Raw genomic sequence first — 15,792 nt, forward strand, 5'->3', positions numbered from 1 at the left:
ATATTTTAAATAAAAACTTAATTATATTTATTATTTAAAACAATAACTTAGATGTTTAAATAATTTAAAATAAAATATCTTACTAAAATGGTTTGAATTGATTGTTAAATCCAACTAAAACACTTGTAAATAATAAAAATTAAATCCAACTAAAATGCTTGGTTATTTTTTATTCTGAGTATTTTGGTTGGTTTAAAATAAAAATTGAACAAATAGAAGGGAGTGGATATGACTCAGTTAAGAAAGAGCATCCATAAAAAAATATTGTTTTGATAAATCTTAAGAAGGGTATAAAAGTATAAAAATTAGTCTGGTGCAAATAAGTCGTTGGACATCGAAATCTTTTTTGCAAGATAGTGGCTTTTTTGAACTCTCACTAAAATCACTTGTGAATATAATTCTAATTCACCATATTCTGGTTCAACTTGGACATAATGTAGTTGACCAAATTCATCTCTTACGCGTGCTTGAGCTGAAAAACCTGGTCTAGCACTGCCACTTGAGATAGTTGCTAGTCGTCCTAACAGATTGTAATTGGTGTGAGTGAGCTTTGGTTTAATCACTTGGTCAAGACAGTGGATCATGAATACAGTAAAAAAGATTGCGATGACCAGTGCAGGAATAATTAAATAAAAAGGAGTAATAAAGTAATGCTGTATTGCAAAGAAAGAGAGTTGTAAGAAATAACCTGCAAAACTGAAATTAATAAGTAAAAAAACGAAAATTAGAGCTTTAGAAAATTTAACATTCAGTAATGGGGAGTTAGTAAGCCAGTCGGGTGCAATTTTTTTAAGTAGTTGGCTTGGACGTAATCCAATATACATACCAATGGTTTCTACCACGCTGAGCAATATCAAAGCCACAACACTTAAATGAAATGGCATAAGATAATAATTAAAAAAGAAATCAGCCATGGTAGAAACTCTAATGTTGATGATCTCAGTCTACGATATAAATACCGCCATCTGAATGGACTTTAATCTCAACTTTATTTAAAAAATCACCTAAACAAGGACCTGATATACATTCACCCGTTTCCACGTTAAATAAAGCACCGTGAGTTGAGCATTGAATATATTCTTGGTCTTGGTCTAGAAATTGATTTTCTAAGTATTCAAGTTCGGTTTGCAAATGTGGGCATAAATTCTGATAAGCATAGAATGAGCCATCACGCTGTGTAATGAAAATAGTCGTTCCTTGTAAAGTGTCAAAAGCTCTAGCTTCACGCTCAGGAACTTCTTCCGTCATACAGATCCTTTCCATTTCAAGCACATTCCTTCTGAAAATTTTCAAGAAGTTTAGCATAGTCATTAATGGCTAAACGAGGACCAAATTGCGACACAACTTCACTAGAAATTAGGATGGCTAACTGTGCAGCAGCATTTAAATCTTCGTGATGGTTTAATGCATAGAGGAATGCGCCTGCAAAAGCATCACCAGCGCCATTTGTATCTACAGCTTCTACGTGACGACCTGCCACATGAAAATGTTGCGTAGGGTTTGCAACTAAAGCACCTTTTGCACTTTGTGTAATCACAATGGTGTGGTTTTTAAAGCGTAATTGAGCAAGTGCATCTTCTACGGTAGTCGTATTGGTATACATTAAAGCTTCTTGTTCATTACAGAACAATAAATCTACACCATCATCCATCAGCTCTTCTAGACCTTCACGGGCATATTGAACCATTGCAGGATCTGATAAAGATAAAGCGATTTTAACGCCGTGAGCTTTTGCAATTTCTCGTGCTTGTTTTACTGCTTTACGAGCTGTTTCACTTGTAGAGAGATAACCTTCAATATAGAGCCATTTTGCTGTTTTTAACGGCTCAAAATCGATTTGATCTTGAGAAAGTTCAGCCGTAATACCTAAATAGGTATGCATGGTACGCTCAGAGTCTGGGCTAATAAGTACCATACAGGTACCTGTTACACCTTCACTGATTGACTTAGGAGTGGTTTGGATGCCAGCTTCGTTTAGACCTTGTAGATAAATTTCGCCCAATTGATCATGACCAACACGGCAACCATAAAAAGCGCTACCACCTAATGCACTAAAGGCTACAGTTGTGTTTGCAGCAGAGCCGCCACTTGCTTGACCTTTGTAATCTTGAGTTTGCTTTAAATTTTCATATAAAGCAGATTGTGTATCACCGTCAGACAACTGCATTGTGCCTTTTTGTAAGCCTTGCTGACTAAGAAAATCATCAGACACTTTAAATTCTTGGTCGATTAATGCATTACCAATTGCAAAAAGATCTACAGTTGCCATATGTGTTGTCACAGAATAAAAAATCAGATCGATAAGTTTACACCATTGCTCACATTTGCTGTAGTTTGTTGAATAAAATTCAGGTAATTCAGCGGTTAGCAGAGTTTTATTGTTTGCCAAAGCAATTGAAATATTCTTTTTAATAAATATTATCAATTAATAATGATTATTGATAATATTTACAAACCTATAGTGTTTCATTGAAACTTCGCCTGAAATTATTCATAGCGAACTTACATGAAACGTTCTATTTTATTTATTTCATCAGTTGGGGTTATAACAGGCCATGTATATGCCGCAGAGGCAGACTCACAGGCTGTAACCAATCTTCCAACAATTGCAGTAAAAGCTGAGAAGGAAAAAAATTTAAAACAAGAAGTAGGGCAAGCATCCAGTGCCACTAAGGGACTTATGCAACTAAAAGATGTTCCTCAAATTGTAAATGTTGTACCGAAACAAATTCTAAGAGAGCAGACTGTGACCTCTATGCAAGGTGCCTTGCAAAACGTTGCTGGTTTGAGCTTTAGTGTCGGGGATGGACAACGTGATCAGGTCATGATTCGCGGTTTCTCTGCAATCACAGATAATTATGTAGATGGTATTCGCGATGATGCATTGTATTTCCGTGATATGTCGAATGTTGAACGAGTTGAGGTATTAAAAGGACCTGCTTCTGTACTTTATGGACGCGGTTCGGCGGGGGGGGTGGTCAATAAAATTAATAAAAAGCCAATGGATGAATCTTTGCGTGAAGTGAGCCTGATTGGTAGTACAACAGGGCAACGCCGCGCAGAAGTTGATGTGAATGAAAAAGTAGCAGAGAATGTTAAGGTTCGTTTAACTGGTGCAGTTGAAGACTCAGATGGTTATCGTGATCAGGCTTTTTTAAAACGTCAGGCAGTGGCTCCATCGGTGGAGTGGGATATTAGTGATAAAACTAAACTTTTACTTCAGGCAGACTATTTACATGATGACCGTTTAGCTGATCAAGGCTTCCCGACAGATCCAATTACAGGTAAACCTGTTAAAACAAATCCTAAAACTTTTTATGGTGCATTAAACGGTAAAGAAGTCGGGGATGTTGACACTGAAATCTCAAGTCAAACTATCAGCTTAGACCATGAGTTTAATGATCAACTCAAATATCATGGTGCAGTTCGCCACTATAACTACTCATTAGACCGTCAATATAGTGTTGATACACATCCTGCTGATAAGTCAAAAATTACTTTGACTCAAAATAAACGCTTGCGTAATGAAGATGGTGTGTATGTTCAACAAGAGTTGAGCGCTTTATTTAATACAGGTTTCTTAAAGCATAATACCTTAATAGGTGCTGAATATAGCAAGCAGCATAAAGATGAGATACTTTGGCAAGGTGCTAAAACAACCACAGATTTATATAATCCTAAATTAGATTACTGGGCACCTATTAATACCGGAACAACAGTTGCGCGTAATAACAATAGCAATACCTTTGAAAACTACGGCGTGTATCTGCAAGACTTAATGACAGTGACAGACCAGCTTAAAGTTTTAGTTGGTTTACGTTATGACAATCTATCTCAAGATCGCAATGATAAAGTGAAGTCTCAAATATTAAATAGAACTGATAACACCTATTCTCCACGAATCGGATTGGTTTATCAGCCAGTAAACAATCTTTCACTTTATACTTCTTATAACCGTTCTTTCCAGCCTTTGGCTGATTCATTTGTTTTATATACAAATAGTGCTGATTTAAGTCCCACAAAAACTGAAAATTATGAGGTGGGTGCGAAGTGGGATGTAAATGATCAATTGAATGTGACATTGGCTTTATTTGAGATGAGTCAAACCAATATTCAAAATCAAGATCCGAATGATCCTAAAGGTTTAACTGCAATTTTAGCAGGTGAACAAAAAACCAAAGGTATTGAACTTTCATTAACAGGTCAGTTGACTGATCAGTTGTCAGTGCTAGCTGGCTACTCTTATATGGATGGTAAGATTGAAAAGTCGACTGTTGGATTTACGGGTAATCACTCAGCGCTTACACCAAACAACACTGCTAACCTGTGGTTAAAATATCAAATTAATGATCATTGGTATGCGGCTGTAGGTGGTCGTGGTGAATCATCGCGCTTTAGTGCACCAGATAACAAAAACGTTTTACCAGGTTATGCAGTTGTGAATGCGGCCTTAGGTTATCAAAGTGAACGTTATGATGTGAACTTAAACCTAAATAACTTGTTTGATCGCGATTATTTTGTTTCAGGCCATAGTGGAGCAAATGATTCAAACATGATGGGCGATCCTTTAAATGCTCAAGTTGCACTTCGCTATCGTTTTTAATTGAAAAAGTCTAAAAAGCTCATCATTTTGGTGAGCTTTTTTATTTGTCGTGTAGCATATAGATAGTATTAAAAGGTTTTGTTCTGGTAGGATACAACTAAGCTGGCTATGTGCTTGATATCAAAGCTATGCCCATGAAAACTAATACTCAACAAAAACATAGTATTTTACTTGGCTTTTGTTCGCCAATCTCAAGCCGACTCAGGCTATAATGAGACTTATTCACTTGTCCGATATGTTAGGAGATCACATGACTGTAGATGTCACTGAAACCATTTCTCAAACTGTTCACCCTGCGTTTCAGTTGCTACGTCAGCACCATGTTGAAGCATTAGATATTTTAGTGTCTGAATATAAGCATAAAGTCACAGGTGCGGTGCATTATCACTTGGCAACTGATTATGATGAAAATGTATTTCTTGTTGCGTTCAGAACACAACCTATGGACTCTAAAGGAACTGCACATATTTTAGAGCATACCGCTTTATGTGGTTCTGAAAAGTTTCCTGTTCGTGACCCATTCTTTTTAATGATTCGCCGTTCATTAAATACATTTATGAACGCGTTTACAGCAGCAGATTGGACAGCCTATCCATTTGCAACTCAAAATAAGAAAGATTTCCAAAACTTACTCTCTGTTTATCTTGATGCAGCTTTCTCGGCAAATTTAAATCCTCTTGATTTTGCTCAAGAAGGTATTCGTATTGAACTTGAAAATGATCAGCCTGTATATAAAGGCGTAGTGTTCAATGAAATGAAAGGTGCAATGAGTGCACCGTCTGATCAGCTTTATCACCAGTTGGCTCATCATCTATTCCCTGAAACTACATATCACTACAACTCAGGTGGTGATCCTAAAGATATTCCTGATTTAACGTATGAACAGTTAGTCGAATTTTATAAAACTCATTACCATCCAAGTAATGCGGTATTTATGACCTTCGGTAACCAAACGGCATATGAGTTACAAGAGCAATTTGAAAAACTAGCTCTACATAAGTTTGCTGCGGGTACAACTTTATATTCAAAACCAGAAAAACGTTTAACAGCACCTGTAGAAGTTACAGAAAACTATGCTGTTGATGGAGATGAGTTAAAAGATAAAACTTACCATGTATTGTCTTGGTTGTTACCGCAAGCGAGTGATATCAAACTACGTCTAGGTATGCGTTTGGTTGAAGGTGTTTTACTTGAAAACTCCGCGTCGCCACTACGTCATTATTTAGAAACTTGTGGTTATGCTCAGTCAACTGGTCCATTAATGGGCGTAGATGACAGTAACTTTGAAATGACATTCTATTGTGGCGTTCAAGGTTCAAACCCAGAGTTTGCAGAAAGCTTTAAAGATGGTGTTTTAAATATTTTACGTGAAGTAGCTGCAAAACCAATTGATTCAGCTTTAGTTGATGCGATTTTGCATCAAATCGAATTGCATCAACGTGAAATTAATGGTGACGGTACACCATATGGCTTAAGCCTGATCCTAAATGGTTTAAGTGGCGCTATTCACCATAATGACCCAATTCAGATTTGGGATGTTGACAGTGCCATTGCTCAGGTCAAAGAAGAACTTCAAGACCCAATGTGGTTATCTAATTTAATTCAAACACATTTGTTAGATAACCCACATCGTGTCCAAATGACTTTAGTACCTGATGCAACTAAGTCAGTAAAAGAGCAAGAAGCTGAAAAGGCACGTTTAGCTGCGATTGGTGAAAAGCTTACTGAAGAAGACAAAGCAGAGATCGTTGCTAAAACCAAAGCATTACAAGAACGTCAAGATACACCAGACAATCTTGAGCTATTACCTAAAGTTGGTCTAGAAGACGTTCCTGCTGACTTGCATATTGTACAAGGTCAATTGCGTGAAATTATCTGTAATCGAATGGATACGCCGTTGAATTTGTATCATGCCGGAACGAATGGTATTTACTATCAACAAGTCCTCATTCAGATTCCTGATGATGTTGTTAGCTCACCATATTTCAATTTGCTCTCTATCTTAATGGGTGAAGTTGGTGCAGGTGAGTATGACTATCTTGAACTACAAAACTTACAAACAGCTGTAAGTGGTGGTTTGGGAATGGGTGCTTCGTTACGCAGTAAAGTTGATGATAAAGACAAAATTAGTGCTTGGTTAACTTTAACCACTAAGTCTTTAACTCAGAAGTTCGATGCGATTCATTTATTAAAACTAGCATTTGAACAACTTCGCTTCGATGAGAAAGAGCGAATTATTGAGTTGCTACAGCAACGTAAGACACGTTGGCAGTCTCGTTTATCAGGAGCTGGTCATAGTTATGCTATGCAGATTGCATCTCGTAATATGAGTGCATTAGCTCAACGCGACTATCAAAACACTGGCTTAGGGGCGTTGAACTGGTTGGGTGAGCTTGTTACTAAAATTACTCAAGACGATGCCACTTACGATGCACTTATTGCTGAATTGAAGCATATCCATACCAAATTATTGCAAGCACCTAAACAGTTCTTATTGGTATGTGAAGAGCATCAGTCTGAGCGTTTGGTTGAAGAAATCCAAAATGTTTGGGATAAACTAAACGTTGATAAACCAGCAACTGAGTTAACTCAAGTTGAGCAAGAAAATACGAACGAACATGAAGCATGGTTAATTCAAACCAATGTTCAGTTCTGTGCTTCTGCATATCAAGCAGTTGAAGTGTCTCATCCAGATGCAGCACCTTTAATGGTGTTGGCAGCCTACTTGCGTAATGGTTTCTTACACAGCGCTATTCGTGAAAAAGGTGGTGCTTATGGTGGTGGTGCTAGTTATGATGGAAACGCATGTTCATTCCGTTTCTTTAGTTACCGTGACCCACGTTTAGCTGAGACGTTTAAAGACTTTGAAGCGAGCGTGCAATGGTTATTAAATACAGAGCAACAACCTCATCATCTTGAAGAAGCAATTCTTGGTCTGGTGGCGAGTATGGACAAACCTGGTTCACCAGCAGGTGAAGCAATTACAGCATGTTATGCACTGTTACATGCAAGAACTCCAGCTTTCCGCCGTACCTTACGTGAAAGACTATTGCATGTGACTCTAGAAGACTTACAGCGTGTTGCGCGTCAATATTTAGTTGAACAAGCACCTGTAAAAGCTGTGGTTGCACCTTTTGCAAAACGTGATGAATTGCAGCAACTGGGCTTTACAATTAAACAAGTTAATTAAAATAAAAATTGGAGATGAACATGGCGTTCAGACAATTTGAACGCACATCATTACAGCTAAGTATGGGAACCCTGCTTAGCTGTTTGTGTGCGTCGGTGGCATATGCTGACACCTTAGCCCCTGTAAAACCTGCGACCGTAGATGCATGTGTTGCCCTCGCTTCAAATGCTGATCGCCTAGCTTGTTATGACTCTGTATTTAAACCCTCGGCTTTGCCCGCTCTGCAAGCTGCAGCAGTTCCAGAGCCTGTTAAAAAAGTTGATCAGCCTGCTGTTCAACCTGAAACATTTAAAGAGAAGGTTGTAGATACGGTTAGTAACATTAAAGTAATAGGGAAGGCTCCAAAAATTGAGCCTACCACTTCTTTACTAGACCAACGGTGGGAGTTATCTGAAAAGAGTAAGCTCGGTGTTTGGAATATTCGTGCTTATCAGCCTGTCTATTTACTACCTGTATTTTGGACTAGCGATAAAAATGAATTTCCAAGTAGTCCAAATCCCAATAACACTGTTAAAGAAGCTCAAGATTTGAAATCTACGGAAACTAAATTTCAAATTTCTTTGAAAACGAAAGCTTGGGAAAATATTTTTGGCAACAATGGTGATTTGTGGGTGGGATATACGCAATCTTCACGTTGGCAGACATTTAATGCTAAAGAATCTCGTCCTTTCCGTGAAACGAACTATGAGCCTGAAGCAAGTTTAATGTTTAGAACAAACTATGAGTTGCTCGGTTTAGATGGTCGTTTATTAGGTGTAACTTTAAATCACCAGTCAAATGGTCGTTCAGATCCTTTATCTCGTAGCTGGAACCGTGTCATTTTTAATGTGGGCTTAGAGCGTGGTAATTTTGCTGTCATGCTTCGTCCTTGGGTACGCATTAATGAAGCTGCCAAAGATGATAATAACCCTGATATTGAAGATTATGTTGGGCGTGGGGATTTAACTGCTTTTTATAAGTGGAAAGATAACGATTTCTCTTTAATGCTACGTCACTCTTTAAAAGGTGGTGATGACTCTCATGGTGCAGTTCAGTTTGACTGGGCGTTCCCGATTAGTGGTAAGTTACGTGGTCACTTTCAGCTATTTAATGGATATGGTGAAAGCTTAATTGACTATAACCACCGTGCAACTTATGCAGGTTTGGGTGTTTCACTCATGAACTGGTACTAAGTTCAAGCTAATAAAAATGCCGCTGTAAAAGCGGCTTTTTTATTAACCAATTTGAATGTTGGCCTGAGGATGTTTGAGGCGACTCTTTTTAGGTGTGGCGATCAAATATGCCAGAGTTAAAGGTCCAAGTCTTCCTGCAAACATAAGTAGGCTTAAGATAAATAAGCTACCATTGTGTAAATCTGGTGTAATACCACGAGAGAGTCCAACTGTGCAGGCTGCCGATACCACTTCAAATAATAAGTTCATAAAGTCAGCTTTCGGTTCTAAAAGCAAAAGTATGAAGAACCCAATAAATATAAGAATGCTGGTAATTGCAGTAACTGCTAAGGCCTTATAAGTAGTTTCATGAGAAACAGAATGATTGAAGACTCTAATTTCATCTGTACGTCTTAGAAATGAAAGTACACTTAAAACCAATATCGCAAAGGTTCCTACCTTAATACCACCAGCGGTACTGAGTGAGCCGCCACCAATAAACATGAGCAGCATCATAACCAAGGAACTACTATTGGTCATTGCACCTGTATCAATAGTATTAAACCCTGAAGATCGTGGAACAGTCGCTTGGAACCAAGCATGTAAAGCTTGATCGCCTACACTCAGCATTCCTAATGTATGTGGGTTCTGCGCTTCTAGAGCCCAGATTAATATGAAGGCGAATAAATTAATAATCGCTATTGTTGTAAGTATTAGTTTGCTATTGGGGCTTAGTTTTTTCCACTTTTTGTTCTGCTTGATATCCATCAAAACTAAAAAGCCAAGTCCACCTACAATATAAAGTAAACTCACTGTAAGGCAGATTACATAGTTGTTTTGGAACCCCATTAAACTATTATTAAATAAAGAAAAACCTGCATTGTTAAATGAAGAAATACTATAAAAAATTGCATAATACAAACCGCGAGCAAAACCAAACGCAGGTGTAAATGCAGTCGTAAGAATTATGGTTCCGATCAATTCAAAAAGAAAAGTATAGGCGACAACACCTTTTGCAACAAAGGTCACTTTAGAGAGGCTGGTTTGACCGAGACTGTCTTGAGCCATCATTTGCTGCTTAAGGCCTACTTTAGGCGATAGACTTAGTGCAGCCAAAATTGCAAAAGTCATAAAACCTAAACCACCTGACTGAATCAGTAATAAAATAATGACTTGCCCAAAAAGTGTAAAAGATTGATGAATATTTAAAACAGATAAACCTGTAATCGTAACCGCTGAGGTTGCTGTAAATAATGCATCCATCCAGCTGACATGTCCGTTATTGGCAATAGGAAGCTTAAGCAACAATGTGCCGAATATAATAAATGCTAGAAACCCTAACGCTAATAAAGATGGAGGACTTAAATTCAGTGTTTTGTGTGGCTTAGGTTTAAGAGACATATTTTCTAGTTCGTTTTCTTATGAGAAACAATGTGAGAGTTTTTTAAGCTGCTGTAAATGACCTTCCAAAATAATAATATCATGCATTTTTAAGGTAAAAGTCTCATCAGTTTCAAATAGAATTTGCTGCTGTCTTTTTACAAGTAGTGTTTTAACCTGTGGTGCTTGCTGCATAATTCCATACAAGTTAATACCATTTAATTTCTCGGGAATATCAATTTTCACAATATAGTGATCATCATCTAAAGACATGTAGCGGCTCACCATAGGGTAATTGAGTGCTTGCGCAACACGTACACCCATGTCTTCTTCAGGATGAATGATTTTATTGATATTGAGGTGAGACAAAATTGTATGGTGGGCTTTAGTTTTTGCTTTTACCCAAATTTTATCAATACCGAGATTTTTTAAATTCAGCACACATAAAATACTGGCTTCAATATCTTCACCAATTGCAACCACAACTGCATCACAATTTTGAATGTTTAATTCATCTAGTACATGTTCATCTGTAGCATCAGCAATGACAGCATGAGTTAAAACATCGGCAAGGTTTTCTACATTCTTTTTGACTGTATCAATGCCAATAACATCATGATTTAATTTTGTGAGTTCTTGAGCAACTGTTGCTCCAAAACTTCCCAAGCCGATGACCGCGAACTGTGCCATAAATAACCTTTTATACTTAATTAGGGCTTTATTTTTAATGAAATTTTCTTTGAGATAAAGACAAGCAATGTAAATATAAAAAATATTGAGCTTAAATCATAAAAAAGCCGACAAATTTGCCGGCTTTTTTATCAAAATAAAAGATTATTTCAAGAAACGCTTATAACCCACATTGTCAGTAATTTCTGCATATGGATAGCTAATTTGCTCTAGAGTTTCGATTAGGCCATCTGGATTCTGTTTCGCATCTGTTGCTTGTAAGCCAACCAATACGCGGCCTTCAGCAGCACCGTGGTTTCGGTAGTGGAATAGCGTAATGTTGTGGGTTGGGCCTAAACGAGTTAAGAAGGTGAGTAATGCACCTGGACGTTCAGGGAACTCAACACGGAACAATCTTTCATCATCAAGATTGGCATGACCACCAATCAAGTAACGAATATGCAATTTAGCAACTTCATCATCAGATAAATCATCGACAACATAATTTTGCTGTTTAAGTTGCTCTAAAATTTCATGGCGTTCAGCATCGCCACCTTTTAAGCTAATACCCACAAACACTTGTGCTTCATCTGTGTTATTTGCACGGTAGTTAAACTCGGTAATATTGCGGCCTTGTAGGGCACGGCAGAAACCTAAGAATGCGCCTTTTTCTTCAGAAAGCGTAACTGCGTAAATTGCTTCACGTTGTTCACCGAGTTCAGTACGCTCTGCAATATAACGTAAACGGTCAAAGTTCATGTTGGCACCACAAACAATCGACACCATGTTTTTACCGCTAATTTTATGCTCAGCTACATATTTTTTAATACCAGCTAACGCCATTGCGCCTGATGGTTCAACAATGCTGCGGTTTTCATCAAAGGTATCTTTAATTGCAGCACAAATCTCATCTGTATTTACAGTAACAATGTCTGGCTCAACAATTGGGCCAGAATTATCTGATTTGCGAAGACGAATAATATCAAACGGCAAAGCACCAATTTGGGCAACTGCTGTACCATCTGCAAATAAGCCTACATGTGGTAGCACTACACGTTCATTGGTTTCCAAAGCTGCTTTTAAGCAAGCAGACTCTTCATATTCAACACCAATAATTTTTACATGTGGTGCAACTTCACCTAGGTAGGCAGCTACACCAGCAATTAAACCGCCACCACCAACGGCAACGAATACATATTCCACATCGCGCCATTGGCGTAAGATTTCATTCGCAATAGTACCTTGACCAGCAATAACCAGTTCATCGTCATAAGGAGGAATAAAAACTAATCCTTCTGCTTCGGCACGTTGTTGAGCATATTTGTTTGCAATGTCAAAGCTATCGCCATGTAATACAACTTGGCCACCTAATCGCTTAACTGCCTGAACTTTAATATCAGGAGTAGTGCTTGGCATAACAATAATTGCAGGAATGCCTAAACGTTGACCAGACAATGCAACGCCTTGTGCATGGTTGCCGGCAGATGCGCAAATCACACCACGCTCAAGTTGATCTTTCGGTATTTGACTAATACGGTTATAAGCACCGCGTAATTTAAAAGAAAAAACTGGTTGTAAATCTTCACGCTTAAAACGAATTGTATTATTTAATTTTTGACTAATTCGTGGAGCTGCTTCGAGAGGTGTTTCAATTGCAACATCATAAACCGTTGCTTGTAAAATTTGTCGTACCACACGAGACAGCATGTTCATCTTCCCTATAACAGTTTAAAATAGGAAATTATTGTAGCAAACCCTTGTGCATTTGCGCCGATTATTGGCGCATAAATGTCAAAAAATAGTTGAGTGATGTAATGAGCCTATATGCAACCCAAGATGAAAAGAAACAAGCTGCTGCGAAAGCTGCTTTAAAACACTTACCCAAAGGTGGCATTTTAGGGGTAGGAACTGGAAGTACTGTAAATTTTCTAATTGATTTATTGCCTGAATTACAGTTAGAAGCAGCGGTAGCAAGTTCGCAAGCAACAGCAGACCGTCTTAAAAAATTAGGTATCGAAGTGGTTGATATGAACCATGTAGGTGGTTTAGACGCCTATGTTGATGGTGCAGATGAAATTGACCGTCATATGCATATGATCAAAGGCGGCGGCGCAGCATTAACTCGTGAAAAAATTGTAGCTTCAATTGCTAAAAAATTTGTATGTATTGTTGATGATTCGAAATGGGTTGATCAACTTGGTCGTGATTTCCCATTACCAGTAGAAGTAATTCCAATGGCGCGCTCTGCGGTAGCTCGTAAATTGGTCAGCTTAGGTGGTGATCCAGTTTACCGCGAAGGTGTGGTGACAGATAACGGAAACGTTATTTTAGATGTATTTAATTTGAATATCTTAAATGCAATTGATTTGGAAAAGACCATCAATAATATCCCAGGTGTTGTAACTAACGGTATTTTTGCGTTAAACCCTGCAACTATTGCAATTGTTGCGACAAATGATGGTATTGAAGAGCGTACTGCACAGTAATGTCTGTGGAAATGCCAGAAATTAAAATTGTTCGTCACGTAAGGGCAAGAAAATTGCGCTTACGTGTTGAGCCTGCCTCTATACGACTGACTGTCCCGCTATTTTGTAGCAAGAAACAGATTCAGCAGTTTTTGGCGCAGTCTGAACAATGGTTGATCGAGACGTGGAGTAAACAGCAACACGTTCAATCAGCATCCTTTGAGATTCCTTCAGAGATTTCTTTTTTCAATAGAGAACAGCCTTTTCAAGTTGTTGTACAAAAGCAACATCGTATTTTTCAATTTGATTGGGAAAATAATTATTTATTCATTAAAGACCAACAACCTTATCAAGCTTTACAAAATGCCGTGATTGCTTATGCCAAACAAGAGTTGCCACTTCTTTTGTCAGAGCTTAGCCAAAAAACACGTTTAACGTATTCTGAATGTACAATTCGACGTCCTAAAACTCGTTGGGGGAGTTGTAGTAGTCAACATAATATTATGCTGCATGCAGGCTTGGTTCTTATGCCAGCCCCAATTACCCGTTATGTTTGCATTCATGAGTTAGCACACACCAAACACTTCGACCATAGCCCTGCATTTTGGGCCGAAGTTGCAAAGTTCGACCCTCACTATATGCAGAACCGCAGACAATTAAAAGCCAATCCATTGCCTGCTTGGTGGTATATAACAGCTTAGCTAAAGCTACATTCCAATTGTTTTGTTTGTAATACATCTGGGGCTTTGCGGCTATCAAGGCCAGCTTGGGCGCTGACGATTTTATTAGTTTTAATGTGTAATTGTATAAAATTATATTGCTGCGTTGAATTGTTTGGTTCAGATGAGCTTGAGTTAAGTAAGTAACTATAACTTGCAGCATCTGTTTGCAGTAAGTTGTCTGTACTATCCGCACTCAATGCAGAACGATAAATCTGAGAACCTTGAATTAACTCAATTTGTCCATTTGCACGGAAATTAAGTTGGCAGCCTGATGCGCTGTTTTCATAGTGACCGACTAAATAGTCTGTGGCAGGTAGTTTAGGGTCAGCTATATTGATGCTGGTTAAACCTTGTTTACATGGATAAGCTGAACCATTACAAGTGGCTGTAATGCCGCTAAAGCCCACTGCACGTCGATAATCACCCGCACCATCTATACGGAAAAAATCAGTCGTATTTCCAGAAGGCACAACCCCAGAATAGAGTTTTTTCTGCAAAAGAGCATATCCTGTTTGGTCTAAACTGGACTGACTTTGTGAATCTGCCAGTTGCAATGTGGCAGCTTTTAAATTAGTAGCAAAATAATCACGAGTTGCTTTTTGATTAGCTGCAATGTCCAAAAGCGTATTTTTTACAGGATCAATATTATCTGGTGAAGGGCTAAAAATAGGTGTCATGGTTGTATTATCACCAATAAGTTTTTTGCCATCTAAATATCCATCTTTTAAATCGGTTGCAAGGCTATTTGTAAGTTCTTGATAAGCGTTCGAATTGCTGTGGATCGTATTCCAATATTGTAAATATCCAAAGCTAAGATAGCTGTCCACATAAGTACTGGGTTGCTTTGTTGAATACTGTAATAAATTTAGAACAGTCAGAGGGCTAGCTGGACTCAAGCTTGGTATGGCTGCATCTTTAAACGCACTAATAAGAGCTGTGTAAACATCTTGAGAAGCCAAGTCAGCATGAGATACTTCAATTAAGTTCGGATTTATAGTTTCTTGCGGCAGTTGACCTGATCGGATTACAGCACGTTGATAAATTGCTTCTGAAGTTGGACTAATCAGTTGAGTTTTATTACTGATTGAGCTTGGTGTAATAAAAGCGTGATAAACACCAGAAATACTTTGATATTTAGATTTAATCGGGTCAAATACTTGAGATGAAGCCTGAGTTATGACTTCAACTCGATAAAGACGGTTCAATTTAGTACTTGGAAGTTTAATATTATAATTTGTTAAACTCGCAACTTGGGTATCAATCAAAATACTATTATCGGTATTGTCATAGACCTTAAGTTGAACATTACGCATTTCGACAGGGGTTTTAAGTGTGAAATCTGTCGTAACTTCAGGAGTTGGCACAGTGGGTGTCGTTGTATTAGATGAACCGCTACTACTGCCACCACCACATCCCACAAGGACTGCGCTTAAAATTAAAGTACTAAGGCCGAGATAAGTGCGCAACTTTGTTTCTTTTGATTGATCAAGCATCCTAGCTCTCCAAAAATGAATCTGGTATTTATTTACTGATATTTGTTTGGTTCTGACAGACCAGCAAGTGCTATGTAATTAAGGCTAAAAATAAAAAAATTAAAATTACCAAGCATGAA

12 protein-coding genes are annotated in these 15,792 nt (G+C 38.0%); 5 read left to right on the forward strand and 7 right to left on the reverse strand.

What is annotated here, in order from left to right:
• Positions 1-305: 305 nt before the first annotated feature.
• From ACLCEG_RS00515 to ACLCEG_RS00525, 3 genes are read right to left on the reverse strand one after another with little or no spacing between them, the layout of a single operon-like run.
• Positions 306-914 (reverse strand): OB-fold-containig protein, encoded by a 609-nt coding sequence (locus ACLCEG_RS00515; protein ID WP_004701294.1) that lies wholly within the window; start codon positions 912-914, stop codon positions 306-308.
• A gap of 25 nt (positions 915-939) precedes the next feature.
• The gene (locus ACLCEG_RS00520; RefSeq protein WP_004701295.1) at positions 940-1,248 is read right to left on the reverse strand and encodes a Rieske (2Fe-2S) protein; all 309 of its coding nucleotides are present in this window, start codon (positions 1,246-1,248) and stop codon (positions 940-942) included.
• 16 nt (positions 1,249-1,264) lie between these two features.
• Entirely contained in the window at positions 1,265-2,269 is a 1,005-nt protein-coding gene (locus ACLCEG_RS00525; RefSeq protein ID WP_410564974.1) for an adenosine kinase, read from the reverse strand.
• Positions 2,270-2,506: 237 nt separating this feature from the next.
• Between ACLCEG_RS00525 and ACLCEG_RS00530 the strand changes: the two genes are divergently transcribed.
• The 3 genes from ACLCEG_RS00530 to ACLCEG_RS00540 all read left to right on the forward strand — a co-directional run bounded on the left by ACLCEG_RS00530 (position 2,507) and on the right by ACLCEG_RS00540 (position 8,965).
• Positions 2,507-4,603, forward strand: coding sequence for a TonB-dependent receptor (locus ACLCEG_RS00530; RefSeq protein WP_410564976.1), 2,097 nt, complete (start codon positions 2,507-2,509; stop codon positions 4,601-4,603).
• A gap of 250 nt (positions 4,604-4,853) precedes the next feature.
• Positions 4,854-7,793 carry an insulinase family protein gene (locus ACLCEG_RS00535; protein WP_410564979.1) on the forward strand — a complete coding sequence of 980 codons (2,940 nt, stop codon included), beginning with the start codon at positions 4,854-4,856 and terminating at the stop codon, positions 7,791-7,793.
• Between the two features lie 20 nt (positions 7,794-7,813).
• The gene (locus ACLCEG_RS00540) at positions 7,814-8,965 is read left to right on the forward strand and encodes a phospholipase A (protein WP_077169206.1); all 1,152 of its coding nucleotides are present in this window, start codon (positions 7,814-7,816) and stop codon (positions 8,963-8,965) included.
• A gap of 42 nt (positions 8,966-9,007) precedes the next feature.
• Here the strand turns inward: ACLCEG_RS00540 and ACLCEG_RS00545 are convergent, their stop codons facing one another.
• The 3 genes from ACLCEG_RS00545 to ilvA form a co-directional block, all read right to left on the reverse strand.
• Positions 9,008-10,345, reverse strand: coding sequence for a TrkH family potassium uptake protein (locus ACLCEG_RS00545; RefSeq protein WP_410564981.1), 1,338 nt, complete (start codon positions 10,343-10,345; stop codon positions 9,008-9,010).
• An 18-nt stretch (positions 10,346-10,363) separates the two neighbouring features.
• A complete protein-coding gene (locus ACLCEG_RS00550) occupies positions 10,364-11,014 on the reverse strand; it encodes a potassium channel family protein (RefSeq protein ID WP_004701301.1) in 651 nt (216 codons plus the stop codon).
• A gap of 144 nt (positions 11,015-11,158) precedes the next feature.
• Positions 11,159-12,706, reverse strand: coding sequence for a threonine ammonia-lyase, biosynthetic (gene ilvA, locus ACLCEG_RS00555; protein WP_171057802.1), 1,548 nt, complete (start codon positions 12,704-12,706; stop codon positions 11,159-11,161).
• A 101-nt stretch (positions 12,707-12,807) separates the two neighbouring features.
• Between ilvA and rpiA the strand changes: the two genes are divergently transcribed.
• Together rpiA and ACLCEG_RS00565 are read left to right on the forward strand one after the other, a co-directional pair.
• Positions 12,808-13,479 carry a ribose-5-phosphate isomerase RpiA gene (gene rpiA, locus ACLCEG_RS00560; RefSeq protein WP_068933093.1) on the forward strand — a complete coding sequence of 224 codons (672 nt, stop codon included), beginning with the start codon at positions 12,808-12,810 and terminating at the stop codon, positions 13,477-13,479.
• A complete protein-coding gene (locus ACLCEG_RS00565) occupies positions 13,479-14,159 on the forward strand; it encodes a SprT family zinc-dependent metalloprotease (RefSeq protein WP_410564983.1) in 681 nt (226 codons plus the stop codon). Before rpiA ends, ACLCEG_RS00565 begins: the two co-directional genes overlap by 1 nt.
• Here the strand turns inward: ACLCEG_RS00565 and ACLCEG_RS00570 are convergent.
• Positions 14,156-15,673: a hypothetical protein gene (locus ACLCEG_RS00570; protein WP_410564985.1), complete on the reverse strand. Its 1,518-nt coding sequence runs from the start codon at positions 15,671-15,673 to the stop codon at positions 14,156-14,158. The two genes, ACLCEG_RS00565 and ACLCEG_RS00570, sit on opposite strands and share 4 nt — an antisense overlap.
• Between the last annotated feature and the right edge of the window lie 119 nt (positions 15,674-15,792).

It is taken from the genome of Acinetobacter sp. H1(2024) (genome assembly GCF_046557555.1).
GTDB classification, from domain to species: Bacteria; Pseudomonadota; Gammaproteobacteria; order Pseudomonadales; family Moraxellaceae; genus Acinetobacter; species Acinetobacter seifertii.